The sequence below is a fragment of the Mesorhizobium sp. M2A.F.Ca.ET.046.03.2.1 genome, assembly GCF_003952425.1.
In the GTDB taxonomy this organism is placed as follows: domain Bacteria; phylum Pseudomonadota; class Alphaproteobacteria; order Rhizobiales; family Rhizobiaceae; genus Mesorhizobium.
In genome coordinates, this window is record NZ_CP034449.1 from 6,316,023 (window position 1) to 6,340,547 (window position 24,525).

General features: G+C 63.9%; 25 protein-coding genes and 1 pseudogene. 12 read left to right on the top strand and 14 right to left on the bottom strand.

Annotation, left to right across the window (positions count from 1 at the left end):
* The first annotated feature begins 33 nt into the window (after positions 1-33).
* The 5 genes from urtB (at position 34) to EJ072_RS30100 (ending at position 4,979) form a co-directional block, all read left to right on the top strand.
* Complete coding sequence (urtB, locus tag EJ072_RS30080; RefSeq protein ID WP_126082564.1) at positions 34-1,650, top strand: urea ABC transporter permease subunit UrtB; 1,617 nt, start codon at positions 34-36, stop codon at positions 1,648-1,650.
* Positions 1,647-2,870 carry an urea ABC transporter permease subunit UrtC gene (gene urtC / locus EJ072_RS30085; protein ID WP_126082565.1) on the top strand — a complete coding sequence of 408 codons (1,224 nt, stop codon included), beginning with the start codon at positions 1,647-1,649 and terminating at the stop codon, positions 2,868-2,870. The genes urtB and urtC overlap by 4 nt, the downstream gene beginning before the upstream one ends.
* Positions 2,871-2,876: 6 nt before the next feature.
* Positions 2,877-3,623, top strand: a complete 747-nt coding sequence (gene urtD, locus EJ072_RS30090; RefSeq protein WP_126082566.1) for an urea ABC transporter ATP-binding protein UrtD — start codon at positions 2,877-2,879, stop codon at positions 3,621-3,623.
* A gap of 70 nt (positions 3,624-3,693) precedes the next feature.
* Positions 3,694-4,389, top strand: coding sequence for an urea ABC transporter ATP-binding subunit UrtE (gene urtE, locus EJ072_RS30095; protein WP_041000655.1), 696 nt, complete (start codon positions 3,694-3,696; stop codon positions 4,387-4,389).
* 413 nt (positions 4,390-4,802) lie between these two features.
* Positions 4,803-4,979 carry a hypothetical protein gene (locus tag EJ072_RS30100; protein WP_126060673.1) on the top strand — a complete coding sequence of 59 codons (177 nt, stop codon included), beginning with the start codon at positions 4,803-4,805 and terminating at the stop codon, positions 4,977-4,979.
* 25 nt (positions 4,980-5,004) lie between these two features.
* On the opposite strand, the pseudogene EJ072_RS30105 reads toward EJ072_RS30100, so the two are convergent.
* The 10 genes and pseudogenes from EJ072_RS30105 to EJ072_RS30150 all read right to left on the bottom strand — a co-directional run bounded on the left by EJ072_RS30105 (position 5,005) and on the right by EJ072_RS30150 (position 14,045).
* A pseudogene (locus EJ072_RS30105) lies at positions 5,005-6,149 on the bottom strand (GGDEF domain-containing protein).
* Positions 6,150-6,257: 108 nt separating this feature from the next.
* On the bottom strand, positions 6,258-6,500 hold the full coding sequence (locus EJ072_RS30110) for a hypothetical protein (RefSeq protein ID WP_126082567.1): 243 nt from the start codon (positions 6,498-6,500) through the stop codon (positions 6,258-6,260).
* Between the two features lie 238 nt (positions 6,501-6,738).
* On the bottom strand, positions 6,739-7,545 hold the full coding sequence (locus EJ072_RS30115; RefSeq protein WP_126082568.1) for a DUF72 domain-containing protein: 807 nt from the start codon (positions 7,543-7,545) through the stop codon (positions 6,739-6,741).
* 28 nt (positions 7,546-7,573) lie between these two features.
* A complete protein-coding gene (locus tag EJ072_RS30120; protein WP_126082569.1) occupies positions 7,574-8,032 on the bottom strand; it encodes a GNAT family N-acetyltransferase in 459 nt (152 codons plus the stop codon).
* A 106-nt stretch (positions 8,033-8,138) separates the two neighbouring features.
* Positions 8,139-11,060 (bottom strand): excinuclease ABC subunit UvrA, encoded by a 2,922-nt coding sequence (uvrA, locus tag EJ072_RS30125; RefSeq protein ID WP_126082570.1) that lies wholly within the window; start codon positions 11,058-11,060, stop codon positions 8,139-8,141.
* Between the two features lie 794 nt (positions 11,061-11,854).
* On the bottom strand, positions 11,855-12,136 hold the full coding sequence (locus tag EJ072_RS30130) for a hypothetical protein (RefSeq protein ID WP_126082571.1): 282 nt from the start codon (positions 12,134-12,136) through the stop codon (positions 11,855-11,857).
* 76 nt (positions 12,137-12,212) lie between these two features.
* Positions 12,213-12,815 (bottom strand): ATP-dependent Clp protease proteolytic subunit, encoded by a 603-nt coding sequence (locus EJ072_RS30135; protein WP_126082572.1) that lies wholly within the window; start codon positions 12,813-12,815, stop codon positions 12,213-12,215.
* Positions 12,816-12,831: 16 nt separating this feature from the next.
* Entirely contained in the window at positions 12,832-13,308 is a 477-nt protein-coding gene (locus EJ072_RS30140; protein WP_126082573.1) for an SRPBCC domain-containing protein, read from the bottom strand.
* The gene (locus EJ072_RS30145) at positions 13,305-13,619 is read right to left on the bottom strand and encodes a metalloregulator ArsR/SmtB family transcription factor (RefSeq protein ID WP_126082574.1); all 315 of its coding nucleotides are present in this window, start codon (positions 13,617-13,619) and stop codon (positions 13,305-13,307) included. Before EJ072_RS30145 ends, EJ072_RS30140 begins: the two co-directional genes overlap by 4 nt.
* A gap of 45 nt (positions 13,620-13,664) precedes the next feature.
* Positions 13,665-14,045 carry a cupin domain-containing protein gene (locus EJ072_RS30150; protein WP_245467041.1) on the bottom strand — a complete coding sequence of 127 codons (381 nt, stop codon included), beginning with the start codon at positions 14,043-14,045 and terminating at the stop codon, positions 13,665-13,667.
* A 196-nt stretch (positions 14,046-14,241) separates the two neighbouring features.
* On the opposite strand from EJ072_RS30150, the gene EJ072_RS30155 reads away from it, so the two are divergent.
* Complete coding sequence (locus EJ072_RS30155; RefSeq protein ID WP_126082575.1) at positions 14,242-14,760, top strand: single-stranded DNA-binding protein; 519 nt, start codon at positions 14,242-14,244, stop codon at positions 14,758-14,760.
* Positions 14,761-15,021: 261 nt separating this feature from the next.
* Positions 15,022-15,447: an OsmC family protein gene (locus EJ072_RS30160; protein ID WP_126082576.1), complete on the top strand. Its 426-nt coding sequence runs from the start codon at positions 15,022-15,024 to the stop codon at positions 15,445-15,447.
* Between the two features lie 68 nt (positions 15,448-15,515).
* Here EJ072_RS30160 and EJ072_RS30165 read toward each other — a convergent pair whose 3' ends face one another.
* On the bottom strand, positions 15,516-16,145 hold the full coding sequence (locus EJ072_RS30165; protein WP_126082577.1) for a MarC family protein: 630 nt from the start codon (positions 16,143-16,145) through the stop codon (positions 15,516-15,518).
* Positions 16,146-16,308: 163 nt separating this feature from the next.
* Positions 16,309-16,839 (bottom strand): hypothetical protein, encoded by a 531-nt coding sequence (locus EJ072_RS30170; protein WP_126082578.1) that lies wholly within the window; start codon positions 16,837-16,839, stop codon positions 16,309-16,311.
* An 84-nt stretch (positions 16,840-16,923) separates the two neighbouring features.
* Here EJ072_RS30170 and EJ072_RS30175 point away from each other — a divergent pair, with 84 nt between their 5' ends.
* Positions 16,924-17,748: an AraC family transcriptional regulator gene (locus EJ072_RS30175; RefSeq protein ID WP_126082579.1), complete on the top strand. Its 825-nt coding sequence runs from the start codon at positions 16,924-16,926 to the stop codon at positions 17,746-17,748.
* A 30-nt stretch (positions 17,749-17,778) separates the two neighbouring features.
* Here the strand turns inward: EJ072_RS30175 and EJ072_RS30180 are convergent, their stop codons facing one another.
* Positions 17,779-19,458 (bottom strand): SulP family inorganic anion transporter, encoded by a 1,680-nt coding sequence (locus tag EJ072_RS30180; protein ID WP_245467042.1) that lies wholly within the window; start codon positions 19,456-19,458, stop codon positions 17,779-17,781.
* A 224-nt stretch (positions 19,459-19,682) separates the two neighbouring features.
* On the opposite strand from EJ072_RS30180, the gene gyrA reads away from it, so the two are divergent.
* On the top strand, positions 19,683-22,460 hold the full coding sequence (gene gyrA, locus EJ072_RS30185; protein WP_126082581.1) for a DNA gyrase subunit A: 2,778 nt from the start codon (positions 19,683-19,685) through the stop codon (positions 22,458-22,460).
* 50 nt (positions 22,461-22,510) lie between these two features.
* Here gyrA and EJ072_RS30190 read toward each other — a convergent pair whose 3' ends face one another.
* On the bottom strand, positions 22,511-22,663 hold the full coding sequence (locus EJ072_RS30190) for a hypothetical protein (RefSeq protein ID WP_095765297.1): 153 nt from the start codon (positions 22,661-22,663) through the stop codon (positions 22,511-22,513).
* A gap of 193 nt (positions 22,664-22,856) precedes the next feature.
* Between EJ072_RS30190 and coaD the strand changes: the two genes are divergently transcribed.
* The 3 genes from coaD to EJ072_RS30205 all read left to right on the top strand — a co-directional run bounded on the left by coaD (position 22,857) and on the right by EJ072_RS30205 (position 24,524).
* Positions 22,857-23,357 (top strand): pantetheine-phosphate adenylyltransferase, encoded by a 501-nt coding sequence (gene coaD / locus EJ072_RS30195; RefSeq protein ID WP_126082582.1) that lies wholly within the window; start codon positions 22,857-22,859, stop codon positions 23,355-23,357.
* A 126-nt stretch (positions 23,358-23,483) separates the two neighbouring features.
* Entirely contained in the window at positions 23,484-23,981 is a 498-nt protein-coding gene (locus EJ072_RS30200; RefSeq protein WP_245463509.1) for a peptidylprolyl isomerase, read from the top strand.
* 30 nt (positions 23,982-24,011) lie between these two features.
* Positions 24,012-24,524 carry a peptidylprolyl isomerase gene (locus EJ072_RS30205; RefSeq protein ID WP_042642653.1) on the top strand — a complete coding sequence of 171 codons (513 nt, stop codon included), beginning with the start codon at positions 24,012-24,014 and terminating at the stop codon, positions 24,522-24,524.
* Position 24,525: the final 1 nt, after the last annotated feature.

Sequence of the window (24,525 nt, forward strand, 5' to 3'; positions counted from 1 at the left end):
GCCCATTAAACCCTCAAGGGTCGCCAAATACCGATGAAGATCTTCCGTGCGATTGGCCTCACGCTTTTGTTCCTTCTGACGACGCTGTCGTCCTCGGGCGCTGCGGAAGCCGATCTGCGTGCCATCATCGCCAAATTCGCGACAGCTGCGGACTTTTCCGAGACTGGAGTTATCGTTCGCGAGTTGACAGCCACGGGCGATCCGGCTGTCGAACGGCCGCTTGCTGCATTGGCGGAAGGCAATCTTTACATTCGCGCCGCCGACTCGATGGTGTTTGTCGGCACGGAAGGCAGCGACAGCATCCAGCTTTTCGACCCGCTGAGCGGCGAGGCAGCGGGCGAGGCTTCCGCAGATGACTTGACCCAGATCGGCATCAACAACACCTTGCGCCGCACTATCCGCGATGCGTTGGGCACGCTGACGCTTGGTTCCAAGGATCCGACTGTCCGCATCGCCGCCGCCGACACCATGTTCAAGACACCTGATGCCGCCAACATCGAGCCGCTCGACGCGGCGATCGCCAGTGAAACCGTGGCGAGCGTCAAGGCTTTGCTGGAGCAGGCGCGTGGCGCTTCCATACTGGTTTCGGACAAGCCCGATACGGACAAGCTCGCCGCAATTGCCTTGATCGGCGCCCGCGGCGACCGCGACGCGGTCTCGCTTCTCACCTCCGTCGAGGCCAACGCCTCCGGAGCGGTCAAGGAAGCGGCGACGGCCACAATCGCGAGTATCAATTCGACGCTGGCATTTTGGGATGCGGGGCAGAACATCTGGTACGGCATCTCGCTCGGATCGGTGCTTCTGCTGGCCGCGATCGGGCTCGCCATCACCTTCGGCGTCATGGGCGTCATCAACATGGCGCATGGCGAGATGGTCATGCTTGGCGCCTATACGACCTTCGTCGTCCAGCAGGTGATCCGCACCTCGTTTCCCGGCCTGTTCGACTGGTCGCTGGTGATCGCGCTGCCGCTCGCCTTCCTAGTCGCGGCGCTTGTCGGCCTCGCGATCGAGCGCGGCATCATCCGCTTCCTCTATGGCCGGCCGCTCGAGACGCTGCTGGCCACCTGGGGCGTTTCGCTGATCCTGCAGCAGGCGGTGCGCACCATTTTCGGGCCGACCAACCAGGAGGTGGGCAATCCGTCCTGGATGTCCGGCTCGTTCGATATCGGCCAGCTCGCGATCAACTGGAACCGGCTGTGGATCCTGGTGTTCGCGCTAGCGGTGTTCGGCGTCCTGCTCTACGTCATGAAGCGCACGCCCTGGGGGCTGCAGATGCGCGCCGTGACCGCCAACCGGCGCATGGCGGCCTCCATGGGCATCAAGACGCCTTGGGTCGACGCGCTGACCTTCGCGCTGGGCTCCGGCATTGCGGGCATCGCCGGCGTGGCGCTCAGCCAGATCGACAACGTGTCGCCCAATCTCGGCCGCGGCTACATCATCGACAGCTTCATGGTCGTGGTGTTCGGCGGCGTCGGCAATCTGTGGGGCACGCTGGTCGGCGCCTTCTCGCTCGGCATCGTCAACAAGTTCCTCGAACCCTATGCCGGCGCGGTGCTCGGCAAGATCGTCGTCCTGGTGCTGATCATCCTGTTCATCCAGAAGCGCCCGCGCGGCCTGTTCGCGCTGAAGGGCAGGGCGGTGGAAGCATGATCGCGCAGCGCTTCTTTGCCGCCGATCGCCGGATTGGCGTTACGATCTTCGCGCTGCTCGCGGCAGCCATCATCGTGCCGCTGCTCAACCTCGCGGTGTCGCCGCAAAGCGCTTTCTACATCCCGCCTTACATCGTAGCGTTGGTCGGCAAATATCTCTGCTACGCGCTGCTGGCCCTCGCGCTCGACCTGGTCTGGGGCTATTGCGGCATCCTTTCGCTCGGCCACGGCGCCTTTTTCGCGCTCGGCGGCTATGCGATGGGCATGTATCTGATGCGCCAGATCGGTTCGCGCGGCGTCTACGGCAATCCGATCCTGCCCGACTTCATGGTGTTCCTGAACTACAAGGAGCTGCCCTGGTTCTGGTACGGCTTCGACCATTTCTGGTTCGCGGCGCTGATGGTGTTGGCCGTGCCCGGCCTGCTTGCCTTCGTCTTCGGCTGGTTCGCCTTCCGCAGCCGCGTCGCCGGCGTGTATCTGTCGATCATCACGCAGGCGATGACCTATGCGCTGCTGCTCGCCTTCTTCCGCAACGACATGGGGTTCGGCGGCAACAACGGCCTGACCGATTTCAAGGACATTCTCGGCTTTAGCGTGCAGGCGGACGCGACGCGCTCGGCGCTGTTTGCGGCGAGCGCCGTCACGCTCGCGCTTGCCGTCTTCGTGACCGCGGCCATCGTGCGTTCCAAATACGGCAAGCTGCTGATGGCCGTGCGCGACGCCGAGAGCCGCACCCGCTTCCTTGGCTGGCGGGCGGAGAACGTCAAACTGTTCGCCTTCACCGTCTCGGCAATCATGGCCGGCATAGCCGGCGCGCTCTACGTGCCGCAGGTCGGCATCATCAATCCCGGCGAATTCGATCCGGCCAACTCGATCGAGGTGGTGATCTGGACCGCCGTCGGCGGGCGCGGCACCATCGTCGGCCCGATCATCGGTGCGCTGCTCGTCAATGCCGGCAAATCCTGGTTCACCGGCGTGCTGCCGGAATTCTGGCTGTTCGCGCTGGGCGGGCTGTTCGTCGCCGTCACGCTGCTGCTGCCCAAGGGCATCGTGGGTATGTGGGACGGCTGGCGCGGCAAGGCCAAGGCGCTGCGCGCGGCCTCGCTTGCCGCAGAAGCCGGCGCCGATCCAGAGATGCCGCAGCCGAAGATCGTTCGCTCTGCGGCACGGACGCCCGGCGCCTGGTCGGCTACCGGGTCCGAGCCGCAGCCGGCGGAGTGAGCGAACATGAACAACTCGAACACCATCCTCTATCTCGACGGCGTCTCGGTCTCCTTCGACGGTTTTCGCGCCATCAACAATTTGTCGCTGGTGCTCGACAAGGGCGAGATGCGGGCGATCATCGGGCCCAACGGCGCCGGCAAGACGACGATGATGGATATCGTCACCGGCAAGACGCGGCCGGACGAGGGCGAAGTCTTCTTCGACGGCCAGGTCGATCTCACGCGCCACGACGAGGCCGAGATCGCCATGATGGGCATCGGCCGCAAATTCCAGAAGCCGACCGTTTTCGAGAGCCACAGCGTCGAGGACAATCTGATGCTGGCGCTGAAGGGGCCGCGCTCGATCTTCCCGGCGCTGTTCCATCGCCGCTCGGCGGCCGAGGCGCGGCGCATCGACGACATACTCGGCATCATCCGTCTCGGCGACAAGCGCGACGAGCTCGCAGCCAATCTGAGCCACGGCCAGAAGCAGTGGCTGGAGATCGGCATGCTGTTGGCGCAGGACCCGAAGCTGCTGCTCGTCGACGAGCCGGTTGCCGGCATGACCGATGCCGAAACCGAGGAGACCGCGCGCCTGCTCAAGGACATCGCCCGCGACCATTCAGTGGTGGTCGTCGAGCATGACATGCATTTTGTGCGCGAGCTCGGCGTCAAGGTCACCTGCCTGCATGAGGGCTCGGTGCTCTCGGAAGGCACGCTCGACTTCGTTTCGGCGGACGAGCGCGTCGTCGAAGTCTATCTGGGGCGCTGAGCATGGTCTGGCGGGTTCCGTTCTACCGTTTCGATTTCGCTTTCCTGAAGCGCTGGAGAAGGGGCTGACCATGCTCGAAGTCTCCAATGCCACGCTTCACTATGGCGCCGCCCAGGCGCTGCGCGGCGTTTCGCTGAAGGCGGGCGCCGGCAAGATTACTTGCGTGCTCGGCCGCAATGGCGTCGGCAAGACCAGTTTGATGAGATCGATCGTCGGCCACCACCGGCTGACGAGCGGAAGCGTTGCCTTCGAGGGGAAGGCGCTCGACCGGAGCGCGGCGTATGACCGCGCCCGGTCGGGCATCGCATTCGTGCCGCAGGGCAGGGAGGTTTTTCCCCTGCTGACGGTGCGCGAGAACCTGGAATCCGGTTTCGCGCCGCTGCGGCGCGCGGACCGCAACATCCCGGCGCATGTCTTCGAGCTGTTTCCGGTGCTGAAGCAGATGCTCGGCCGCCGCGGCGGCGATCTCTCCGGCGGGCAGCAGCAGCAGCTCGCCATCGGCCGAGCGCTGGTGATGCGGCCGAAGCTTTTGGTGCTCGACGAGCCGACCGAAGGCATCCAGCCGTCGATCATCAAGGATATCGGCCGCGCCATCCGCTATCTGCGCGACCAGGCGGGGATCGCCGTGCTTCTGGTCGAGCAATATCTCGACTTCTGCCGCGAGCTAGCCGACGAGGTCAACATCATGGATCGCGGGCAGATCGTGCATACGGGTCCGGCCGAGGATCTCGACCGGGCGGATGTGCGGAAGTTCCTCACGGTGTAACTCGCATCCTTGGGCGAAGCAAGGAGCGAAGCGACGCGGCGCAGACCCAAGGGTCCATTCCGTGAGTTGGCCGAAGAGTGCTGCTCTACAGAATAGGGTTCTTTGCGCAGCGCCATTCCAAATTCCGCACCATCAGTAACGCTTCCAAGTAACGGCATGGATCCTCGGGTCTTCGCTCCGTTTCGCTCGCTACGCCCAAAGATGACTAAGTGTTCGACGGCTCTGGTGCGCTCAATACTCCATGCTAGTCTTTTCTTGGCCTTGGTGAGTCGGCCGCTTTCCGTACCAGTCGCGCGAATGAGGGGGGAAGGCGCGGACACCGCCCGCAAGTTCCACGCAAGCAAGTCTGCTTAGCTTTCCCCGCAGTGATTGTCGGTCAATGCGTCCAAAAAGACTCTTGCCAGGGGATGGCGATGGAACGTTTTGTCGAGGACTATCAGAAGCGGCGCCTCACGGAGCGCGTCGATATCATGACCGCGATCAACATCCTGATGTCGCAAGGCTATGACGAGGATGATCTGCTCGGCGAAATGACCAAGGTTTTTTATGTCGACCTTGACGCCTTCAACGACGTGATTGCTCACCACTGAGAGTGAGCAGGAGGCCCCGAAAAGGTCATCCGGCGAGGCGGAAGTCCAGGACGCGATTGCGGCCGGCGCGCTTGGCGGCGTAGAGCGCCTTGTCGGCGGCGCTGAGCACTTTGTCGAAGCTCATGCCGTCCGTGCTGCCGAAGGCGAAGCCGGCGCTGACCGTGCAGCACAGCGGGCCGGTTTCGGTCTCAACCGTGCGCACGGCGAACGCGGCCCTGACACGTTCGGCCGTTGCTCCAGCCACCTCGGTTAAAATGCGCCTCAACACCATGGCAAATTCCTCACCGCCCATGCGGGCGACGGAGTCGTTCGGGCGCAGATCGGCGCAAAGCACTTCGGCAAAGACCCTCAGCACCTCGTCGCCGGCGGCATGGCCGAACTGGTCGTTGATCGCCTTGAAGCCATCGAGGTCGAACACGACCACAGCGGTGAAGGCGTTGACCGGCGTCTTGCCGTGCAGGTCGAACAGAGCGCGGCGGTTGAGCAGGCCGGTCAAGGCATCGGTTTGCGCCTCGCGCTGATGGTGGCGGGCGAGCCGACCCTGGTTGAGCGCCAGCGACAATGCGCCGATGCCGGTCATGGAAGCGATGACGATGACGAGGCTCAGGTCCTCCGCCCAGTTGCTTGGCGCGTGACCGAGAACCAGTTTGCCATCCCACGCCAGCACGGCCGCGCACAGCACGAAGGATGCCGCGGTCAGTGAATAGAGCAGCGACACGCCGATGAGATGGACGGGCGCCTCCGCGCGGCCCCGCCAATATTCATACGCCGTGCCGAACAGAAGCAGCGCGGCCAGAGCGTTCTCCAGCATGAAGCCCAGGCCGTCATAGCCGAGCGCCATGGGCGGCAGCGCCAGGGCACAGGAAATGCCGACGCCGAGCGCGATAAGCGGCAAGGGCGAGCGCCTGGTCCTGAACTGATGGGCAGCACCGAGCATGACCGAGAAGCCCAGCAGCAGCACCGCCAGCGTCAGCACGCCAAGGGCCGTTCCTGGCGCCTTGATATAGGCGTCGTAGGCAAAGACTTCGCACACCACGACCAGAACGCTGACTGCCCATGTCAAAAGGAATTTGTCGGAACGGGCGGCCATCCAGGTTCCGACAGGGTGAGGCTGAGGCAAGCGGCGGAGAAGCCGACGGCCAGAAGCAGTGAGTTGTAGTCGAGCAGCATGCGCGTCCTTGCCGGCGCCAGGCTTCTCCAACCTGACGTAGGTCCATTAATGGAGCAAGGAAGTATCGATTACGTTACGATCGCCGCAAAGATGCGAGGATTCCTGCGTTACAGGATCATTACCGACAATAGCAGGACAAAGCCAATTGCCATCATCGCCAGACCCGGCCAATTCTGCGACAGGCCGAGGAAACCGAGCCGACGGCGCCGCGGCTCCAATGTCGGGCCCGATGTTGCCAGGTTCGGCGCCGGACGGGGTGCTGGATCACTTAGTCGTCCGCGCCTCAGAGTGGCGGCCGCCATGTACACGACGCCTGCAACGGTAAGCAAGGCACCGACGATGACGATCATCTTTCCTCGCTCCTTTCCGACGCTGCGGGACTTCGCAAGCGATTCGCGAGATGGCTGCGTCCCGTTCCGACCTTCGGCAGCTGTTGCGACTTCGCAGCGGTCTCCTGCGGTCGGCGGCTGAGACAGAACGGTCAAGACGGCCGGCAGGTTCCGACAAGCCACCGGCCGACCAGCGTCGCATGGCGCGCCGAACAAAACTCTGGCGTTTGATTTATGGCCGCTGTGGAGGTCCGCAGCTCTAGGCTGTCACCCGCTTCATCAGCGCCATGGCGCCGAAGGGCGCGCGCACTTTGCCTTCGCTGATGAAGTAGGCGAACACGTCGCGCGGCTTGACCGGCGCATCGGTCTTCGGGTCGGCGCGCGGCAGGTCGGCGGGTTGCTTACCTTCGGCCCAGGTCTTCACACGTCCCGCCCATTCGTCGAGGCCTTTCGGCGTGTAGCAGTCGGGGTTGTCGTCGCTGCCGGTCTGCAATCGCGCATAGACGAAGTCGCCGGTGACGTCGGCGATCGCCGGATATTTGGCGTGGTCGGCATAGACGATCGCGGCGTTGTATTTGCGCGCCAATGCGGGGAACTCCGGCACGATGAAGCTGTCGTGGCGCACTTCGAGCGCATGGCGCAAAGGCACGCCATCCTGCTTCTCGGGCAGAAGCTTCAGGAACGCTTCGAAATCGTCGGCATCGAATTTCTTGGTCGGCGCGAACTGCCACAGAATTGGGCCGAGCTTGTCGCCGAGCGCGGTAACGCCGGAGCCGAGGAAGCGCATCATCGATTCACCGGCCTCGCCGAGCACGCGGCGATTGGTGACGAAGCGGTTGCCCTTGAGCGAGAAGACAAAGCCATCCGGCGCGTCGTCGGCCCATTTGACGAAAGTCGGTTCCTTGAAGCTGGAATAATAGGTGCCGTTGACCTCGATGCTCGGCACTTGGCGGCTGGCGTAGTGCAGTTGCTTGGCCTTGGCGAGCTTCTCCGGATAGAAGGAGGTATCCCACGGCTCGAAGGTCCAGCCGCCCATGCCGGAGCGGATTTTTCCTTGGGCAGTCATCGTCTTCCTCCTCCGTTTGAACCTGCTATCAGGCTGCCCGGTCGACGGGCTTCACCATGTCGACCAATGTCCATCCTGGTCTGTATGGATTGACGCGGCGACCCGTTTCACGATAGCCGTACGCCGCATAGAGCGCGATGTTCCGCGCCATGCGCGGATTGGTGTAGAGCCGCACTTCCGGCACTCCCCATGACCGGGCCTGCTTGTCGGCGAAGTCGAGCAATCTGATGCCGAGCTTCCTGCCCTGGAAGGCCGGCGAAACGGCGATGCTGAAGATCATGGCGTGGTCCGCATGACGCTCGAGCACGATCAATCCGGCGAGGTCCGAGCCTTCTTGCAGCAGCCAGACTTCGCCGCGCCCGATGCGCGGCCCATAATCCTCGGTGACCGGGATCGGGGGCGCGTCGAAGATGGCCGTGTAGGGCGCATAGGCTTCGGTGGTCAGCGCGACGATGCCGGCGAGATCGTCGGGGCGGGCCAGCCTCATGATTGGTCGACTCCGGCAGCGCTCGCGACAACCTTCTGCATCCCGGCAGCTATGGCCGCGACGGTATCGAAGCGGCTTTCGATGGAGATCAGGCCGCTACCTGCCATCACTCGGCCGCTTCGCGTTTGCCTCCGGGGCGCCGCTCCAGAAGCTCCTTCAGGAACTGGCCGGTATAGCTGCGCTTCTCGCGCACGATCGCTTCGGGCGTGCCTGATGCCACAAGCTCGCCGCCGCCGTCGCCGCCCTCGGGGCCGAGATCGAGCACCCAGTCGGCGGTCTTGATCACCTCGAGATTGTGCTCGATGACCACCACGGTGTTGCCCTGGTCGACCAGCTCGTGCAGCACTTCGAGCAGCTTGGCCACGTCGTGGAAGTGCAGGCCGGTGGTCGGCTCGTCGAGGATGTAGAGCGTCTTGCCGGTCGCCTTGCGCGACAATTCCTTGGCGAGCTTGATGCGCTGCGCCTCGCCGCCCGACAGCGTCGTCGCCTGCTGGCCGATATGAATGTAGCCGAGGCCGACCTGGTTCAGCGTCACCAGCTTGTCGCGCACGCCTGGCACCGCCGAGAAGAACTCGACGCCTTCCTCGACGGTCATGTCGAGCACGTCGGCGATCGACTTGCCCTTGAATAGCACGTCGAGCGTCTCGCGGTTATAGCGCTTGCCATGGCAGACGTCGCAGGTGACGTAGACGTCGGGCAGGAAGTGCATCTCGATCTTGATGACGCCGTCGCCCTGGCAGGCCTCGCAGCGGCCGCCCTTGACGTTGAAGGAGAAGCGCCCCGGCTGGTAGCCGCGCGCCTTGGCTTCGGGGAGTCCGGCGAACCAGTCGCGGATCGGCGTGAAAGCGCCGGTATAGGTCGCCGGGTTGGAGCGCGGCGTGCGGCCGATCGGCGACTGGTCGATGTCGATGACCTTGTCGAGGAATTCCAGCCCCTCGATGCGGTCGTGCTCGGCCGGATGCTCGCGCGAGCCCATGATGCGGCGCGAGGCCGCCTTGAACAGCGTCTCGATCAGGAAGGTCGACTTGCCGCCGCCCGACACGCCGGTGACCGCGGTGAAGGTGCCGAGCGGGATTTCGGCCGTGACGTTCTTCAGATTGTTGCCGCGCGCGCCGACCACCTTGATGCGCCGGTTCTTCTTGGCTTCGCGGCGCACCGCGGGCGTCGCCACTTCGAGCTCGCCGGACAGGTACTTGCCGGTGATCGAGGCGGGCGTCGCCATGATCTGCTGCGGCGTGCCTTGCGCGATGATGCGGCCGCCGTGGATGCCGGCGGCCGGGCCGATGTCGACGACATAGTCGGCATGCAGGATGGCGTCCTCGTCATGCTCGACGACGATCACCGTGTTGCCGATATCGCGCAGGTGCTTCAGCGTGTCGAGCAGACGCGCATTGTCGCGCTGGTGCAGGCCGATCGACGGCTCGTCCAGCACATAGAGCACGCCGGTGAGGCCTGAGCCGATCTGCGAGGCCAGCCGGATGCGCTGGCTTTCGCCGCCGGACAACGTGCCGGAGTTGCGCGACAGCGTCAGATAGTCGAGGCCGACATCGTTCAAGAAGCGCAGCCGCTCGCGGATCTCCTTGAGCACGCGCACCGCGATCTCGTTCTGCTTGTCGTTGAGCTGCGCCGGCAGGTCGGTGAACCACTGGTCGGCCTTGCGGATCGACAGCTCGGTCACTTCGCCGATGTGCTTGCCGCCGATCTTCACCGCCAGCGCCTCCGGCTTCAGCCTGTAGCCGTTGCAGGCGGGGCAGGGCGTGGCCGACATGAAGCGCTCGATCTCCTCGCGCATCCAGGCCGATTCCGTTTCCTTCCAGCGCCGGTCGAGATTGGGGATCACGCCCTCGAAGGTCTTGGTGGTCTTGTAGGAGCGCAGGCCGTCATCATACTGGAAGGTGATCTCGCGCTCGCCGGTGCCATGCAGCACGGCTTCTTTTGCCTGGGCGCTCAGATCCTTGAACTTGTCGCCGAGCTTGAAGCCATAGGCCTTGCCCAGCGCTTCAAGCGTCTGCGCGTAATAGGGCGAGGTCGACTTCGCCCACGGGCTGATGGCGCCGTCGCGCAGCGAGACGTTCTCGTCCGGCACGACGAGGTTGGGATCGATGGCGCGCTGGCTGCCGAGGCCGTCGCAGGTCGGGCAGGCGCCGAACGGGTTGTTGAAGGAGAACAGCCTCGGTTCGATCTCGGGAATGGTGAAGCCGGACACCGGGCAGGCGAATTTTTCCGAGAACAGGATGCGCTCATGCGTCTCGTTCTTCGACTTGTTGACCGAGTCCTCGCCGGTCAGGCTGGAGTCGAGCGGCCGGTCGGCGAACTCGGCCACAGCAAGGCCGTCGGCGAGCTTCAGCGCCGTCTCCATCGAATCCGCGAGCCTGGTGGCCAGGTCCCCGCGCACGACGATGCGGTCGACGACGACGTCGATGTCGTGCTTGTACTTCTTGTCCAGCGCCGGCACGTCGGCGATCTCGTAGAAGGTGCCGTCGACCTTGACGCGCTGGAAACCCTTCTTCTGCAGCTCGAGCAGTTCCTTGCGGTATTCGCCCTTGCGGCCGCGCACGATCGGCGCGAGCAGATAGAGGCGGGTGCCTTCGTCCAGCGCCAGCACGCGGTCGACCATCTGGCTGACCGTCTGGCTCTCGATCGGCAGGCCGGTGGCGGGCGAATAGGGGATGCCGACGCGCGCGAAAAGCAGGCGCATATAGTCGTAGATCTCGGTGACGGTGCCAACCGTCGAGCGCGGGTTGCGCGAGGTGGTCTTCTGCTCGATCGAGATGGCGGGCGACAGGCCGTCGATCTGGTCGACATCCGGCTTCTGCATCATCTCTAGGAACTGCCGGGCATAGGCCGACAGGCTTTCGACGTAGCGGCGCTGGCCCTCGGCATAGATGGTGTCGAAAGCGAGCGACGACTTGCCGGAGCCCGACAGTCCAGTCATGACGATCAGGCTGTCGCGCGGCAGGTCGAGATCGACGTTCTTGAGATTGTGTTCGCGCGCCCCGCGAATGGAAAGATATTTATGGTCGGCCATCGCCGGTCGCCGCCTCAGATCTGGAATTTGCTGGATTGGGCGGGTTTGTCCCGGCCATCCCCTATGTAGGTATTTTTGCCGCCACGTCGAGAGACGCCACAATCTCGACGGAACAAGCCGATTATGGGTTTAACCGCCTTTCGCGCGAGCGGGCAAGCGGAAAGAACAAAGGCCGAACACGCTCCTGACAAAGCGTTGTGGAAACATTCGCGTCATGCGCTGTGCAAACAGTTGCTCGAAGCCTCGTGAAGACAAGTGTCGCCGATGCCCGCCTCGTCGATCCACGAGCCACTCTGCTTACCCGCACGTAACCTCCCGGCGATCACATTTTTCGGTAACCGGCTATTCAACGGTTGACGACGGCGACTCACGGGGGCAGTCTCAAAGGCGTCAACGAAGCCGGCTGTCTTTCGATGGCCTCGCCGCCCAACAGGCGGCCTGCGAGACGCCGCAGGCGATAGCGATTAGCGCTTCGAACGACATTGTCGCAACGGACCCAGGAGCGGAGCATGACGCCACCGGACAGTCCCTTGAGGCTCCACACGGAGATGGAGCCGCGGCGGGCATAAGTGCCAGGGCAGACTTGAAACGCCGGCCCGACAAACCGTGACTTGCCGATTCCCTACAATCAGAGACCATAGTCGGATCGTCGGCTGAACGCCGCGTTGCATCCGAAACAGAACGCCGGCAGTCCACTCCCGGCCAAAGTTGGATTTCAGATCCATGAAGCCCCATCCGTCTGCACAGCAGGGATGGGGCTTACATTTTGTGGGGCGCTCAACCCGCGACCGCGATCAGTGGTTCGGTAGCTTCATGCCGCCCGTTGCCATGTCGATCGTTATGCTGCCGCCGATCCTGACATCGGTGTTGCCGATCTTGAACGAGCCGTCGCTGCCGGCGGGCTGCGCGTCATCGGGTTCCGGCTGCGGCGCCGGTTTGGCGATGCGATAGTCGCCGCTGACGCCGGGCAGTTTCTGCGACTGGCTGTCGTCGGCCAGTGCGGTGCCGGCCATCAAGGCGCCGGCAAGAGCGGCGAGGGCGGCGCATAAATGTCTGGACTGAACGGACCTGATCATGCGCGGACTATAGGGACGCGGCTGAAGCGATGCCAGACGCGCGGCGATCAAATTGCCGCGCGCCTACTCCGCTATATCAGGCCGCTTTCTTGCGCGTGTCATACACGTGGTCGACGAGGCCCCAGTCCTTCGCTTCCGCGGCGCTCATGAAGTAGTCGCGGTCGAGCGTGCGCTCCACTTCCTCGTAGGTGCGGCCGCAATGCCTGGCGTAGAGCTCCGTCATATGCTGCTTGGTGCGCACGATGTCCTCGGCGTGGCGCTGGATGTCGGAAGCCTGGCCCTGGAAACCGCCAAGCGGCTGATGCAGGACGATCCTGGTGTTGGGCAGCGCGATGCGGCGTCCCGGGGAGCCCGCCATCAGGAGAAACGAGCCCATCGAGGCGGCGAAGCCCATGCAGACCGTCGACACCGGACAGGAGATGTATTGCATCGTGTCGTAGATGGCGAAGCCGCTGGTCACCATGCCGCCGGGCGAGTTGATGTAGAGCGAGATCTCCTTGTCGGGATTGTCGGATTCCAGCGACAGCAGCTGGGCACAGACCAGCGCCGAGACATTGTCGTTGATCTCGCCATTGATGAAGACGATGCGCTCGCGCAGCAACCGCGAAAAGATATCGAAGGAACGTTCGCCGCGGCTCGACTGCTCGATGACCATCGGCACCAGATTGGCAATGCTCATGACGGGTTTCCTCTTATCAGGCCGCGCGCAGCATCATGCAGGGCGCATTGGCCGCGGTCGGGGTCTTGCGCGCATAAAGCGAGAGCCCGCAGCCGGCGCCGGCAATGGCCAGAACAGGCTCAGCCACCGGCACGAAGCCATCATGCACGATCCGAAGATGCGTGCCTCCGGAGGCTGTCCGGGCCAGCGTGAAGGTGACGATGCTGTCAAAGGCGGGAAGCTGGTCGGCATCCTTGTCGGCCGGCCGCTCGCGCCAGGAATAGCGCAGCAGCCGGCCAGGCTCGGCTTCCAGCACCTCGCATTCGATCGGCGCATCCGGTCCGGCAAAGGTGAAGCAGCTGCCAGCTTCCGCCTTGATGTCGTTCGGCATCATCCAGGCGGCCAGCAGTTCCGGCTCGGTCAGCGCCCGCCAGACCTTTTCCGGCGGATCGGCAAGCTCGCATTCGAAGCTGAGCGGGGCCTCTGCCGCTGTCGGATTCTCTGCCTTGGTCATTGGTCCATTCCCTTCAGAACCGTCTTCAACTTCTCGATGCCTTCCGGCCAGAAGGCGCGGTAGCGTTCGATCCAGCCGAGCAGCGGGTCGAGCCCCTGCGGATCGGCGCGGTAGTAGGCGTTGCGGCCAGCGCGCCGCTCGACCACCAGGCCGGCGCCGCGCAGAATGGCGAGATGCTGCGAGACCGCCGGCTGCGACACGCTCATGCCGGCGCGCAGCTCGGTCACTGTCATCTCGCTGGCGGTCAGCCGCTCATAGACGGCGCGACGGGTGGGGTCGGCGAGCGCCCGGAAAATCTCTGCTTCGATCATGCGGAAAGCATAAGTCGATACTTATAGATTTGGCAAGCGCTGTTTTTATGATGTCCAGCGCTTCACCGGATTCGCGGCTCCGTCGAAGCTTGCTTCGAAGATCGGCGATGCGAGCACGGCATGGATGCGGAGCATGCCGGACCCAATGTTGCGAAAGCCATGCCTGCGATGCGCCGGGATGATCAGCGACTGCCCCGCAGTCAGTACTGCTCGCCTGTCTTCGATCCACATTTCGGCCTCGCCGGCAATCACTGTCAGCACTTCCTCCACCGAATGCGAATGGGTCGGCGCCCCGGTTGCCGGTTCGACCCACTGTTCGAATATGCAAAGCTCGGCCGCGCCGTTGGCGGCGGCAACACGCATCCGCGTCTCCACTCCGGTCCGCCAAAGTTCGCGCGGCTGATCCTCATGTGTCAGGGTGTTCATTCGGAGATATCCCCTTTCGTTTCCCACACCAGGACACTACCTCTTGCTGACATTCCTTGACAGAAGCATCGGTTATGCTAGAACGAAAGAGGAACAAAAACCTTGTGGGAAAAGCCAGCCTTTACGGGCGTGGGCGGCCCTGAGGCTGTAAGGTGAGCGACTTAAAATTTGTTTCGGATGAGCGCGGAGAAGTACGATGGCGGGTAGCGTCAACAAGGTCATTCTGGTCGGCAATCTCGGGGCGGACCCTGAAATCCGCCGCCTGAATTCCGGCGATCCGGTCGTCAACATCCGCATCGCCACCTCGGAAAGCTGGCGCGACAAGAATTCGGGCGAGCGCAAGGAAAAGACCGAGTGGCATAATGTCGTCATCTTCAACGACCAGCTCGCCAAGGTGGCCGAGCAGTATCTGAAGAAGGGCATGAAGGTCTATGTCGAGGGCCAGCTGCAGACCCGCAAATGGCAGGACCAGACCGGCAATGACCGCTACACGACCGAGGTGGTGCTGCAGAAATTCCGTGGCGAGCTGCAGATGCTCGACGCGCGCGGCGAGGGCGGTAGCGGCCAGGTCGGTAACTATTCAGGCGGCAGCAGCCGTGGTTCCGATTTCGGCCAGTCGGGCCCGAACGAAGGTTTCAGCCGCGGTGGCGGCGGTTCCAGGGGCGGCGGTGGCGGCGGCGCGTCGCGGGAGCTGGATGACGAGATCCCGTTCTAAGCGTCTCGACATGGTCGTTTAGAGGAAGGCGATGTCGCTCGGACCGCTTCCGTCGGCGCCGCCTCCAATCCCATGGCATGCCTTCGCGGCCTTTGCCGCTTAGCCATCCATCCTTCGCCGGCAGTAACCTTCATAGAGCGGGACACTTGTGAGGGCTTCGGCCGGCGTAGGCCGGTTCTCGGAACCCGCCATTTTCTGCGCGGCCTGACCTGAATCTCAACAGGCCTTAGCGCGGACCGGAATTTCTCAAGGAAGACCACCGTGAAAGCACGCGTCAAATGGGTCGAGGAACGCACCTTTGTCGGCGAATCCGGCAGCGGCCATAAGGTCGTGCTGGGCACGGCGCATGGGCCGGATGGCAAGACGCCTGGGCCGAGCCCGATGGAACTGGTGCTGATCGGCACCGGCGGCTGCTCGGCCTATGACGTCGTGCATATCCTGGAGAAAGGCCGCGAGGCGGTCGAGGATTGCGTGGTGGAGCTCGACGCCGACCGGGCCGAGACCGACCCGAAAGTGTTCACCCGCATCCATATGCATTTCATCGTCAAGGGCCGCGCGCTCTCGCATGACAAGGTGAAACGGGCGATCGACCTGTCGATCGAGAAATACTGCTCGGCCAGCGCGATGATGGCGAAGACGGCGACGATCACGCATGATTTCGAGGTGGTCGAGACGGGGGCGCAGTAGGGCAGTAGGGCAGTAGGGCAGTAGGGCAGTAGGGCAGTAGGGCAGTAGGTGGGCTGCTTCGCAGCCTCTTAGGCTGCCATGAGCGCCCTGACGCCGTCGGCCACGAACTGGACCGCCAAGGCCGCCAGGATCACGCCGAGCAACCTGGTCAGAATCGAGCGGCCGGTCTGGCCGAGGATGCGGTCGATGCGTTCCGACAGCACAAACACCAGATAGGTGATGACGAGGCAGAGGAAGATGATGCCGACCAGGGCTGCCTGCGCGGCAAAGCCTTCGAAATGTCCCGACAACAGCACGGTCGCCGAGATCGCGCCAGGGCCGGCGATCAGCGGGATCGCCAGCGGGAAGGCGGCGATGTTGTGGATCATGTCCTTGGTGATGGCGACGTCGCCGATCTTCTCCTTGCGGTCCTGGCGGCGCTCGAACACCATTTCGAAGGCGATGAAGAACAAGAGAAAGCCGCCGGCGACGCGGAAGGCCGGCAGCGTGATGCCGAACACCGACAGGATCGAGGCGCCGGCAACCGCGAACAGCGCCATGACCAGAAAGCCGATCACCGAGGCGCGCACCGAGACCTGTTGGCGCTCCTCTCGGTTCATGCCGCGCGTCACGGCGAGGAAGAGCGGCGCCAGCCCCGGCGGGTCGATGGTCACCAGTATGGTGACGAAGGCGTTGAACAGGCTGTCGAAACTCGGCATCGCTGGCCCCTCCCGCCAGGCGAAGCCCAGCCTCTGCAATTGGTAAAGCAAAGCCCAGGCGCTGGAAACAGGCGGGAAGATGGTTTCGCGAACCTGGTGAAGCCCGGCGGCGCAAAGGATGGCTACGGCTCTTGTTTTGTGCCGCTGCGATCTTCGGTAGTCATCAGCTCTCACCCACCCGCCGGGCCAAAAACTCCACCTCCATGCGCCAGGTCGCGCCGCCGTCATGCGAGCGCTCGCCCAGCCAGCGGAACGAGTTTTCGGTAATGCGCGAAAAGCTCCAGCGTACCGACGCGCCGGTTCCGTCGGCGCCGACCTGGACGATCGTGTCGCCCTCGGCGCTGCCGAGCTGCCGGCTGTAGTACTGATTGCGCGGGTCGCTCCAGAAGATGTGCCAGGCGTCGGCGCCGGGATCGTAGACGCGCAATGTCGTGCCGTAGAAGGTCCACGGTCCGAGCGACGGGGAGGGACCCGCGTCGCGGGCGGGCAGTATCCAGACGTCCTGCAAGGCCCTGCCTTCCAGAACCCAGCCGAAATGCACCTCGCCGCGACCGGTGAGCTTTGTGCCGTCCTCTAGAATGCGCGTGGCATCGAATGTCCAGGCGCCGATGAAGCGGCCGTAGAGCTTCAGCTTTTCGGCGAGATCCGGAATGGGGTCGTCGCTGTGCAAGGCTTCGGCAAAGGGATTAGTCATGGTTGCTGCCTCGTTTGTCAGGAGAGGGCAAGCAATAGGGGCAGGCGGGGTTCGCCGCTTGGGAAAAATTGCTATCGTTCGGGCATGACAACAGCGCAGAGAACTCTGGCTTCCGGATCAGGCTGGCAGGTGTCCGACGTGGTGTGTACCGCCGCCGCGGGCGACAGGCCGTTCGAGGAAGGACATCGCGGCTTCTGCGTCGCCGCGGTGGCCAGCGGCACGTTCCGCTACCGCACGCGCCAGGGCACGGCGAAGCTGGCGCCGGGTGCCATCCTGCTCGGAAATCCCGGCGCCTGCTATGAATGCGGGCATGAGCACGGCGCCGGTGACCGCTGCCTTTCCTTCCATTTTTCGCCAGCCTATCTGGAGCGCGTCGTGGCCGAACTGCCGGGCGCGAAGCGGCTGGGCTTCGCCGATCCGCGCCTGCCGCCCTTGCCGGCGCTCGCGCCTTTGCTGGCCGAGGCGGAGGCTGCGCGCGAAAGGAGCGACAACGAGGCGTTCGAGGAACTCGGCCTACGCCTTGCCGGCGCGGTGGTCGCGGCTGCCGCCGGTTCTTTCAGAACGGCGCGGACACCAAGCCGCCGCGATCAGAAACGCGTTGCCGAAGCGGTGCGGCTGATCGAGCTCAATGCCGAGCGGCCGCTCTCGCTGGCCGAGCTCGCCGGCGCCACGGCGACGAGCCCGTATCATTTCCTACGCATCTTCCGGCATGTGGCCGGCATGACGCCCTATCAGTTCCTGCTCAGGACAAGGCTGCATCGGGCCGCCGTGCGGCTGCGCAACTCGGACGCGACGATCTCGACAATCGCCTTCGACACAGGCTTCAACGATCTGTCGAGCTTCAACCGTCGGTTTCGGCGCGAGATGGGAGAGGCGCCGCGCGCCTATCGCGCCCGGCGCGTTGGCTGAAAAAGCCTGCCGCTGCCCGTCGGGGGTCGTTCATGGCATGCTATCCTGTTCCTTGAGCTGCGGTTTCCCCGGACCAAGTGATTTGATCGCCGCGTCGACGCAGTGGAAAATGCGCTCAGCGCCGACGATGTCGGCGATGCCGAACCGCTTGAGCGCCGCTTGGGCGCGCAGCGATTCCATGCGCGCGATAGCAAAGACCGCACCTTTGTCGCGACAATGGCGGATGGTGTCGATCAGCGCCTGAGCGGCGGTATAGTCGATCTCGACGATGTTGCTGGCCTCCAGAACCACCAGCTTCACGCCCTCGCTCCTGGCGTCGATCAGGTCGCTCAGACCGCGCTTGAAACGGTCGGCATTGACGAAGGAAAGCGGCGCCTGGAACGCCACCACCAGCACGCCGGGGTGCCGCTCGCCCGGGCTGGAACCGCTCGGCGGCCACCAGACCGACGTGCCCGGTACCTGCGCCAGCTCGATCGGCTCGGTGCGCGTCGAGCCCCAGATGCCGTGCAGCAGCGACAGACCGATGCCGATCGCGACCCCGGTTTCGATAGGCAGGACGACGATGGCGATCATGGTGATCAGGATCAGCGCGAACTCGCCGAGCGCCTGGCGATATACGTTAACGGCGATCCTCCAGCGCAGGATATGCTGGGCCACGAACATCAGCACGCCGGCAAGGGCCGCTTGCGGCACGTTGGCCAGCAGGCTGCCGCCGAAAGCGCCGAGCCCCAGCACGATAGCCGCCGCGATCAGGCCCGACAGCTGCGAGCGGCCGCCGGTCTGGGCGACGATGGCCGTGCGCGGCGGGCTGGCGTTGACGGCAAAGGCGCCGAACAGGGCGGCCACGATGCTGCCCGCGCCGACGCCGACAAAGTCGCGATTGACGTCTGGCGCTTCGCCGTTTTGGGAAGCAAACGAGCGGCTCGTGGCCGCTGTCTGCACCATGACGACGATGGCGATCAGCAACGCCAGCGGGACAAGAGCCTGTGCGTCGTGGAAGTGGACGGTCGGCATGCCGAGAGGAGGCAACCCGTTCGGCAAGGCGCCGAGCACCTCGACGCCACGGTTCCTCAAATCGAAGGAGACGACGCCAAGCGTCGCCAGGACCATGCCGATCAACGCCGCCGGGATCCGCGCGCTGACCTGTCCGGCGGCGAAGACGATGGCGAAGACACCGAGGCCGATTGCCAGGCTCCAGGGATTGGTGAGGTGGATATTGGCGGCTATCTCGCCGACTCGCCGCAAGGTCTCGCCTCTTTCGGCCGGCAGGCCGAGCAAGGAAGGCAGTTGCGAGACGATGATATGGACCGAAATGCCGGCGAGGAAACCCGTCGTGACCGGCACGGACAGCAGATCGGCGATCCAGCCGAGACGGAAGACGCCGCTGAGCGCCACCAGCAGCCCCACCATCAGGGCCAGCATGGCCGCCAGCGCCAGGTAATGCGGCGAGCCCGAGGTGGCGATCAGCGCCAGACCGCCGGCGAACAAGGGCGTGATCGTCGAATCTGCGCCGGCCGACAGCTGGCGGTTGGCGCCGAGCAGCGCGAAGGCGACAGAGCCGGCGACGAAGGTGAAAAAGCCGATCTGCGGCGCGAAGCCGCCGAGCCGCGCCGTCGCCATCTGCTCGGGTATGGCGATCGCGGCCAGCGTGATGCCGGCCGCCAGATCGCCGTTGAGGTCCTTGACGCTCCAGCCGCTGAGGGCCCGCATGGGTAGCCATGAGGCCAGCTTCACAGCAGTTGCGGTTTTTGCCCGATCCATCGCCGACCTTGCCGCATGACGGCGAAAACGACGGTGGCCATATCGTCGCAATCAGCGGTATCCATTTGAAATTACCATCAAAATTGTCTCTGGAAAAGTCCGGCCGACATTGGAGTTTCGGCAAGGCTTCCTATATAAGCATGTAGTGATTCCCGACTGGATTGTGACCTGATTTGACCGACCAGAAGACACCGCGCGGGCCGGACGGCGGCCCCACCGGCATCGAGCCGATTTCGATCATCGAGGAGATGCAGCGCTCCTATCTCGATTACGCCATGAGCGTGATCGTCAGCCGCGCGCTGCCAGACGTGCGCGACGGCCTGAAGCCCGTCCATCGCCGCATCCTCTACGCCATGCAGGAAGGCGGTTACCACTGGAACCGCAAGCATGTGAAATCGTCGCGCATCGTCGGCGACGTGATGGGTAAATACCATCCGCATGGCGACGCCTCGATCTATGACGCGCTGGTTCGCATGGCGCAGGACTGGTCGCTGCGCGTGCCTCTGATCGACGGGCAGGGCAACTTCGGCTCCATCGACGCCGATCCGCCCGCGGCCATGCGCTACACCGAGTCGCGGCTCACCAAGGTCGCGCATGAACTCCTGGAGGATATCGACAAGGAAACGGTCGATTTCCAGGACAATTATGACGGCGCCGAACAAGAGCCGAAGGTGCTGCCGGCGCGCTTTCCCAACCTTCTGGTCAACGGCTCGGGCGGTATCGCCGTCGGCATGGCCACCAACATTCCGCCGCACAATCTGAGCGAAGTCTGCAACGGCGCCATCGCCCTCATCGACAACCCGGCCATCGACCTGCCGGCGCTGATGGAGATCGTGCCCGGCCCGGACTTCCCGACTGGTGGCATCGTGCTTGGCCGTTCCGGCATCTACAGCGCCTATTCCACCGGGCGCGGTTCGATCGTCATGCGCGGCCGCGTCAATATCGAATCCCGCGGCAACGACCGCGAATCCATCGTCGTCACCGAGATTCCCTATCAGGTGAACAAGGCGGCGATGATCGAGAAGATGGCGGAACTGGTGCGCGAAAAGCGCATCGACGGCATTTCCGACATTCGCGACGAAAGCGACCGCCAGGGCTACCGGGTCGTCATCGAGCTGAAGCGCGAGGCCGTCGCCGACGTTATCCTCAACCAGCTTTACCGCTTCACGCCGCTGCAGACGTCGTTCGGCGCCAACATGGTGGCGCTCAACGGCGGCAAGCCGGAGGTGATGACGCTGATCGACATGCTGAAAGCCTTCGTCGCTTTCCGCGAAGAGGTGATCAGCCGCCGCACCAAATACCTGCTGCGCAAGGCGCGCGAGCGCGCGCATGTCCTTGTCGGCCTTGCGATTGCGGTCGCCAATATCGACGAGGTGATCAAGCTCATCCGCACCGCGCCCGATCCGCAGACGGCGCGCGAGCAGTTGATGGAGCGGCGCTGGCCGTCGCACGACGTCGCGCCGCTGATCAAGCTGATCGACGACCCGCGTCACCGCATCAACGAGGACGGCACATATAATCTCTCCGAGGAACAGGCGCGCGCCATCCTCGACCTGCGCCTGCAGCGCCTGACCGCGCTCGGCCGCGACGAGATCGCCGACGAGTTGAACAAGATCGGCGCCGAGATCATTGATTTCCTTGACATTTTGTCGTCTCGCGCGCGCATCCAGCAGATCGTCAAGGACGAGCTGATCGCGGTCCGCGACGAGTTCGGCACGCCGCGCCGCACCGAGCTCTCCGACGGCGGCGCGGACATGGAAGACGAGGACCTGATCCAGCGCGAGGACATGGTCGTCACCGTCAGCCATTCCGGCTACATCAAGCGCGTGCCGCTGTCGCTCTACCGGGCGCAGCGCCGGGGCGGCAAGGGCCGCTCCGGCATGTCGACCAAGGAAGAGGATTTCGTCACTCGGCTGTTCGTCGCCAACACGCACACGCCCGTGCTGTTCTTCTCCTCGCGCGGCATCGTCTACAAGGAAAAGGTCTGGCGGCTGCCGATCGGCAACCCGCAATCGCGCGGCAAGGCGCTGATCAACATGCTGCCGCTCGAGCAGGGCGAGCGCATCACCACGATCATGCCTCTGCCGGAGGACGAGACCAGTTGGGGCGATCTCGACGTGATGTTCGCTACCACGCGCGGCACCGTGCGCCGCAACAAGCTCAGCGACTTCGTCCAGGTCAACCGCAATGGCAAGATCGCCATGAAGCTGGAGGAAGAGGGCGACGAGATCCTCGGCGTCGAGACCTGCACCGACAATGACGACGTGCTTTTGACGGCGAATTCCGGCCAGTGCATCCGTTTCCCGGTCTCCGACGTGCGCGTCTTCCAGAGCCGCAATTCCGTCGGCGTGCGCGGCATAAGCATGGCCGAGACCGACCGCATCATCTCGATGTCGATCATCGAGCACGTCGATGCGTCACCCGCCGAGCGTGCAGCCTATCTGAAGCGCGCGGCGGCCGAGCGCCGGCTTGTCGCCGGCGAGGAAGAGGAGATCGCGCTCACCAATGAGGAGGTCGGCGAGGAAGCCGAGCTTTCCGACGAGCGTTACGAGTTCCTCAAGGCGCATGAGCAGCTTGTGCTGACGGTGACCGAATACGGCTACGGCAAGCGCTCGTCGTCCTACGACTTCCGCCTGACGGGGCGCGGCGGCAAGGGCATTCGCGCCACCGACGTTTCCAAGACGGCCGAGATCGGCCGCCTGGTCGCGACCTTCCCGGTCGGCAATGACGATCAGATCATGCTGGTTTCGGACGGCGGCACGGTGATCCGGGTGCCGGTCAACGGCATACGCTTTGCCAGTCGCGCCACCAAGGGCGTGACGATCTTCAATACGGCCGAAGGCGAGAAGGTCGTGTCGGTGGAGCGGATTTCGGAGCCGCAGTCGGACGAAGAAGCGGAAGACGTGGCTTCGAGCGAGGCTGGTGCGGACGATACGGGCGGGAGCGAATAGATTTCGTCCGGCTCAACCGGCCCGTTGGGCCGGTTCGATCATGACGGGGATCAGTGGCGACGGTAGACGTTGCGGTGGGCGAAACCATCGAGGCGCTTGGTGTTGGCCTTGACGCGCACCCGCGCTGCTTCCTGATGCAACCCGAAGGCGGTCGCGATGAGCATCACGATGGTCATTGCTGTGGCAAGCATGTAGATCAGCATTTGCGTGTTCTCCTGAGCTTACAACGATGAGATGGAGATTTTGTTTCGTCCCTTGAAGCGGCAACCTAGTGAACGCTGCGTGAAACGTTCGTGATTGCCGCGTTCATCCGTCGTTCATGTCCGCGGAATGGTTCACGGATGACCGCAATTAATCGGATTTGCCTTCCGTACGCCCGCCCGCTAGAAGCCTGCCATGACCGAACGCACCGCCCTTTACGCTGGCTCCTTCGACCCGCTGACCAACGGCCATCTTGACGTGCTCAAGGCGTCGCTGGCGGTGGCCGACACCGTCTATGCGGCGATCGGCATCCATCCGGGCAAGAAACCGTTGTTTTCCTTCGAGGAACGCGTGAAGCTGATCGAAGCCGCTGCCAAGGCCGAATTGGGCAAGGACGCCGGCCGCATCAAGGTCGTTGCCTTCGACGGGCTGGTCATCGACGCTGCCCGCAAGCGGGGCGCTTCGATCATGATCCGCGGCCTGCGCGACGGCACCGATCTAGACTACGAAATGCAGATGGCCGGCATGAACGAGACGATGGCGCCGGAACTGCAGACGGTTTTTCTGCCGGCGAGTCCCTCGGTGCGCACCATTACCGCCACACTCGTGCGCCAGATTGCCTCGATGGGCGGCGACATCCGCCCATTCGTGCCGGCGGCTGTCGCCGGGGCGCTCACCGCCAAGTTCACCAAATAGGTTTTCCCGGAGATCCCTATGCAGCTGAAGAAGCTCGCTTCGTTCCTTGTCGTGCTAGCCGGCCTTTTCGCAGCATCCCTTTTCTCGGCATCCGGGCCGGCCGTCGCCGCCGACAAGGAAAACACTATGATCATCACGCTCAAGGATGGCGACGTGACGATTGCGCTGCGCCCCGATCTGGCGCCCAAGCATGTCGCGCAGATCAAGAAGCTGGTGCGCGACGGCGCCTATGACAATGTCGCCTTCCACCGCGTCATCGACGGCTTCATGGCGCAGACCGGCGACGTCAAATTCGGCAACATGAAGAAGGGTTTCGACCCGCAAGCCGTCGGCACCGGCGGTTCCGATCTTCCCGATCTGCCGGCCGAGTTCTCGCAGAGCGAGCAATTCACGCGCGGCGTGGTCGGCATGGCGCGATCGCAGGACCCGAATTCGGCCAACTCGCAATTCTTCATCATGTTCGCGCCGGCGCCGAACCTCGACGGCCAGTACACCATCGTCGGCAAGGTGGTCGGCGGCATGGACCTCGTCGACAAGATCAAGAAGGGCGACGAGGCCGACAACGGCACGGTCAGCGACCCCGACCGCATGATCAAGGTTCGCATCGCCGCCGACGGCAAATAAACCCCTCAATTTTCAAAAAGGATTTCTGACATGGCTGAGATCAAGGATCGCGAGAACGCGCTGATCATGGAAACGACCAAGGGCAAGGTCGTGATCGAAATGTATCCCGAACTGGCCCCCGGCCACGTCGCCCGCATCAAGGAACTGGCGCGTGAGGGCGCCTATGACGGCGTCGTGTTCCACCGCGTCATCGACGGCTTCATGGCGCAGACCGGCGACGTCAAGTTCGGCAACTCCTCGAAGCCGACCTATGCGCCGTCGCGCGCGGGCATGGGCGGGTCCGACAAGCCGGACCTCAAGGCCGAGTTCTCCAATGCCAATCATGGCCGCGGCGCCTGCTCGATGGCTCGGGCGCAGAACCCGAACTCAGCGAATTCGCAGTTCTTCATCTGCTTCGACGATGCCGCCTTCCTCAACCGCCAGTACACGGTGTGGGGCCAGGTCATCGAGGGCATGGAAAATGTCGACAAGATCAAGCGCGGCGAGCCGGTGCAGGATCCCGACAAGATCGTGTCGCTGAAGGTCGCGGCCGACGTCAAGTAAG

Bases quoted from the DNA above. Each gene is read 5' to 3' on its own strand.
- urtB (WP_126082564.1), top strand. From the start codon at position 34: ATGAAGATCTTCCGTGCGATTGGCCTCACGCTTTTGTTCCTTCTGACG.
- EJ072_RS30120 (WP_126082569.1), bottom strand. From the start codon at position 8,032: ATGAGGCTGGCCCGCCCCGACGATCTCGCCGGCATCGTCGCGCTGACC.
- EJ072_RS30175 (WP_126082579.1), top strand. From the start codon at position 16,924: ATGACAACAGCGCAGAGAACTCTGGCTTCCGGATCAGGCTGGCAGGTG.
- uvrA (WP_126082570.1), bottom strand. From the start codon at position 11,060: ATGGCCGACCATAAATATCTTTCCATTCGCGGGGCGCGCGAACACAAT.
- EJ072_RS30110 (WP_126082567.1), bottom strand. From the start codon at position 6,500: ATGATCGTCATCGTCGGTGCCTTGCTTACCGTTGCAGGCGTCGTGTAC.
- EJ072_RS30130 (WP_126082571.1), bottom strand. From the start codon at position 12,136: ATGATCAGGTCCGTTCAGTCCAGACATTTATGCGCCGCCCTCGCCGCT.
- coaD (WP_126082582.1), top strand. From the start codon at position 22,857: ATGACCGAACGCACCGCCCTTTACGCTGGCTCCTTCGACCCGCTGACC.
- urtC (WP_126082565.1), top strand. From the start codon at position 1,647: ATGATCGCGCAGCGCTTCTTTGCCGCCGATCGCCGGATTGGCGTTACG.
- EJ072_RS30100 (WP_126060673.1), top strand. From the start codon at position 4,803: ATGGAACGTTTTGTCGAGGACTATCAGAAGCGGCGCCTCACGGAGCGC.
- EJ072_RS30200 (WP_245463509.1), top strand. From the start codon at position 23,484: ATGATCATCACGCTCAAGGATGGCGACGTGACGATTGCGCTGCGCCCC.
- EJ072_RS30155 (WP_126082575.1), top strand. From the start codon at position 14,242: ATGGCGGGTAGCGTCAACAAGGTCATTCTGGTCGGCAATCTCGGGGCG.
- EJ072_RS30135 (WP_126082572.1), bottom strand. From the start codon at position 12,815: ATGAGCATTGCCAATCTGGTGCCGATGGTCATCGAGCAGTCGAGCCGC.
- EJ072_RS30115 (WP_126082568.1), bottom strand. From the start codon at position 7,545: ATGACTGCCCAAGGAAAAATCCGCTCCGGCATGGGCGGCTGGACCTTC.
- EJ072_RS30150 (WP_245467041.1), bottom strand. From the start codon at position 14,045: ATGAACACCCTGACACATGAGGATCAGCCGCGCGAACTTTGGCGGACC.
- EJ072_RS30165 (WP_126082577.1), bottom strand. From the start codon at position 16,145: ATGCCGAGTTTCGACAGCCTGTTCAACGCCTTCGTCACCATACTGGTG.
- urtD (WP_126082566.1), top strand. From the start codon at position 2,877: ATGAACAACTCGAACACCATCCTCTATCTCGACGGCGTCTCGGTCTCC.
- EJ072_RS30180 (WP_245467042.1), bottom strand. From the start codon at position 19,458: ATGCGGGCCCTCAGCGGCTGGAGCGTCAAGGACCTCAACGGCGATCTG.
- EJ072_RS30205 (WP_042642653.1), top strand. From the start codon at position 24,012: ATGGCTGAGATCAAGGATCGCGAGAACGCGCTGATCATGGAAACGACC.
- EJ072_RS30190 (WP_095765297.1), bottom strand. From the start codon at position 22,663: ATGCTGATCTACATGCTTGCCACAGCAATGACCATCGTGATGCTCATC.
- EJ072_RS30140 (WP_126082573.1), bottom strand. From the start codon at position 13,308: ATGACCAAGGCAGAGAATCCGACAGCGGCAGAGGCCCCGCTCAGCTTC.
- urtE (WP_041000655.1), top strand. From the start codon at position 3,694: ATGCTCGAAGTCTCCAATGCCACGCTTCACTATGGCGCCGCCCAGGCG.
- EJ072_RS30170 (WP_126082578.1), bottom strand. From the start codon at position 16,839: ATGACTAATCCCTTTGCCGAAGCCTTGCACAGCGACGACCCCATTCCG.
- EJ072_RS30145 (WP_126082574.1), bottom strand. From the start codon at position 13,619: ATGATCGAAGCAGAGATTTTCCGGGCGCTCGCCGACCCCACCCGTCGC.